Annotated in this window: 3 protein-coding genes; 1 reads left to right on the top strand and 2 read right to left on the bottom strand. The window is 58.7% G+C overall.

All coding sequences use genetic code 11. The features are described 5' to 3' along the window. Positions 1–310: 310 nt before the first annotated feature. Both B8446_RS13085 and B8446_RS13080 read right to left on the bottom strand, forming a co-directional pair. Positions 311–904, bottom strand: a complete 594-nt coding sequence (locus tag B8446_RS13085) for a hypothetical protein (protein ID WP_048850327.1) — start codon at positions 902–904, stop codon at positions 311–313. 120 nt (positions 905–1,024) lie between these two features. After that, complete coding sequence (locus tag B8446_RS13080; RefSeq protein ID WP_048850325.1) at positions 1,025–1,798, bottom strand: SDR family oxidoreductase; 774 nt, start codon at positions 1,796–1,798, stop codon at positions 1,025–1,027. 147 nt (positions 1,799–1,945) lie between these two features. Here B8446_RS13080 and B8446_RS13075 point away from each other — a divergent pair. Continuing rightward, positions 1,946–2,761, top strand: an 816-nt coding sequence (locus B8446_RS13075; protein WP_048850328.1) for a LysR family transcriptional regulator, incomplete at its 3' end; no start/stop codon positions are given.

The raw sequence follows: 2,761 nt of genomic DNA, 5'->3' as shown, positions 1-2,761 counted from the left end.
GGCGGGACAGGTGCGCCCGCCCCTGCTTATCTGGCTGGCGCTCTCTTCATTCGGAGGAAGGACCGCTCAGGCCAGGGAACAAGCCATTTGTGTGGGAGAAGGACCGGAATAAAGGCGAAGTCGTCGTGCCTGCTTTTTCCAGCCCGGACGGCCACGCAGAGCGGAAAAATGGGGCATCAGGCCAGCAGCAGCGACAGATGATACCGATGTTCCACTGCATATCAGTCGGGACCGATATGCCCCCTCGATTTCAACGGCATTTTCGACGATCACACCTGCTTTTCAGGCCCTCGGATGTTCATCGCGCCGTTCAGCCCAGTGTGTTGAAATGGCGCAAGATCCAGGAGCCTTCGTACATCAGCCCGAAGATGACGAAGCCCAGGTGAAACCGGCGATTAGGCGTGTAGATCGCGAGGCCGCACAGCATGAGATAGGCTGGTATCCTGAACCAGTATTCCATCGCGAACATCGTGTAATGTGCCTGGCCCTTGATCAGGGTGTCGATCAAGTCAAACACGACGGTCATACCGAAAATCGCAAAGAACCATTTGCGCCTCGACAGAAAGAAATCCTCGTAGCCGGTGTAGTCGCTGATGGAATCAGGGAACAGGAATGCGCTGAGAAAAAACAGCAGGATCGCGTAGACGATCAGGAACAGGTAGATCTCGAACGTCCATTTCTGCACGTCGACCAGCCAGAATTCCCACCACCAGAAATGGATGAGGGTGATCAGCATCGTGATCACCCATCCGATATGCACCGGATAAATCCGGTTCTGTCCCGGATGCTGGATGATACGGACCAAGCCGGTCAGCAAACGCGTGATGCTCAGGCCCAGCACCATGCCCATGATCATGCGGACGTGCTGAAAAATCTCGGCAGGCGGCAGCGATGCGGTCGTCATGACAATCCAGTCTCCAACACCGGCGCACTTGTATTCGTCGGAAATGGCTCACCGCTGCGCGCCCGCTGGGAAGCAAGATACGAGAACCATCTCCGGAGTTATCATTTCCGGACCAGAAAACTATTTCGTGGTGTAGCCGCCATTGACCAGGATGGTCTGTCCCGTCATCCACCAGCCGTCCGAGACGAGAAAGCGCACGAACGGTGCGATGTCCTCGATATCGGTCAGCCCTGTCTGGCTCAACGCGGAAAGGGCTGCCGCAGATTTGTGATACGCCACGGCGTCCGGCGCTTCCTGGCCGTAGAAGAACGGCGTATCCATCGGCCCGGGGCCGACGGCATTCACGGAAATGCCACGTGCGCCATATTCCTTCGACGCCGCGCGGGTAAAGTGTTCGACGGCAGCCTTGGACCCGGCATAGGTCGAATAGAACGGCGTGTAGGCTCCGAGAAGCGAAGTCACCAGCGTCAGAAGCTTGCCGTTATCGTTGAGATGCAGACCGGCTTCCTTGATGAAGAAGTAGGCGGCTTTCGTGTTGACCGCGAACATGGCGTCGAACTCGTCTTCCGACGTTTCGGCGATCGGCTTCTTGAGCACCTTGCCAACCGTGTTGATGGCGATATCCGGCTTGCCGATTGCGGCAATGGTATCGGCGAACAGCTTCGCGTTGGCGTCGGCCGACGTCAGATCGGCCTGGAACGCCACGGCCTCTGCTCCCGCAGCCTTCAGATCGGCAAGCGTCTTGTCAGCATCGGCTCCGGATGCCGGGCTATTGTAGTGAATCGCGATGGCTTTCGCGCCCGCCGCCGCCAGATCGCGCGCGATCAGCCCGCCGAGGTTCTTCGCGCCACCGGCGATAAGAACGGTTTTTCCCTTGATGCTGTGATCCGCCATGATCCGGGCTCCCTGGTATGTTCGGAACGTGCCTGTCACGCGTCCTGTTTCGGCAGAATATCATTCATGATACGCCTATAAATCTGTCATTTTCGACAGGACATGTCGAAGATCTCGAACAAACGTTGGTGGAGTGGCAAGCTCGTTTTGGACCGGATCGATCTTTTTCGTATTTTCGCGCGCGTCGTCGAGACAGCGAGTTTCACCCGCGCTGCCGACACGTTGAAAATGCCTCGCTCGACAATCTCCACCGCCATTCAGGAACTGGAAGCCCGGGTGGGGACACGATTGCTGGCGCGCACGACCCGCTCGGTCTCCGTCACCCCGAATGGCGCCGCCTTCTACGATCACTGCGTGAGACTGGTGACCGATGTCGAAGAAGTCGAAGCGCTGTTTCGACGCGACGAAATCGGGCCTCAAGGCGTTCTCCGCGTCAATCTGCCGGGGCGGATCGGCCGGCTGATCGTCGCACCCGCGTTGCCGGCATTTCTGGAGCGCTATCCGGCGGTCGATATCGAACTCGGAATGACCGACCGGGCGGTCAATCTGATCGAAGATGGTATCGACTGCGTGCTGCGCGTCGGTCCTCTGCAGGATTCCGGATTGATCGGCCGGAAGATCGGGGATTTGGCGCTCATCAACGTGGCGAGCGCCGCTTATATTCATCGGCACGGCTCTCCTGCGTGTCCGGCCGACCTGAAACATCATCACGTCATTCGTTACGCATCGCCCTCCTCCGGACGGGTCGAGGACTGGGAATGGGTGGAGGACGGCGACATGCATACGATGGCCGTAAGCGGACGTGTGACGGTGAACACTGCCGAGGCATCGATCGCGTGCTGCCTTGCCGGTCTCGGGCTGATCCAGATCCCGGCCTACGACGTGAAACGTCACCTCTCCGCCGGAGAACTCGTGGAGGTCATGCCGCAATGGCGGGCGGAGCCCCTGCCGATGACCATCCTC

This window comes from Tanticharoenia sakaeratensis NBRC 103193 (genome assembly GCF_000963885.1).
GTDB classification, from domain to species: Bacteria; Pseudomonadota; Alphaproteobacteria; order Acetobacterales; family Acetobacteraceae; genus Tanticharoenia; species Tanticharoenia sakaeratensis.
This window is presented reverse-complemented; position numbering and strand designations above follow the sequence as displayed.

Bases quoted from the DNA above. Each gene is read 5' to 3' on its own strand.
- B8446_RS13085 (WP_048850327.1), bottom strand. From the start codon at position 904: ATGACGACCGCATCGCTGCCGCCTGCCGAGATTTTTCAGCACGTCCGC.
- B8446_RS13080 (WP_048850325.1), bottom strand. From the start codon at position 1,798: ATGGCGGATCACAGCATCAAGGGAAAAACCGTTCTTATCGCCGGTGGC.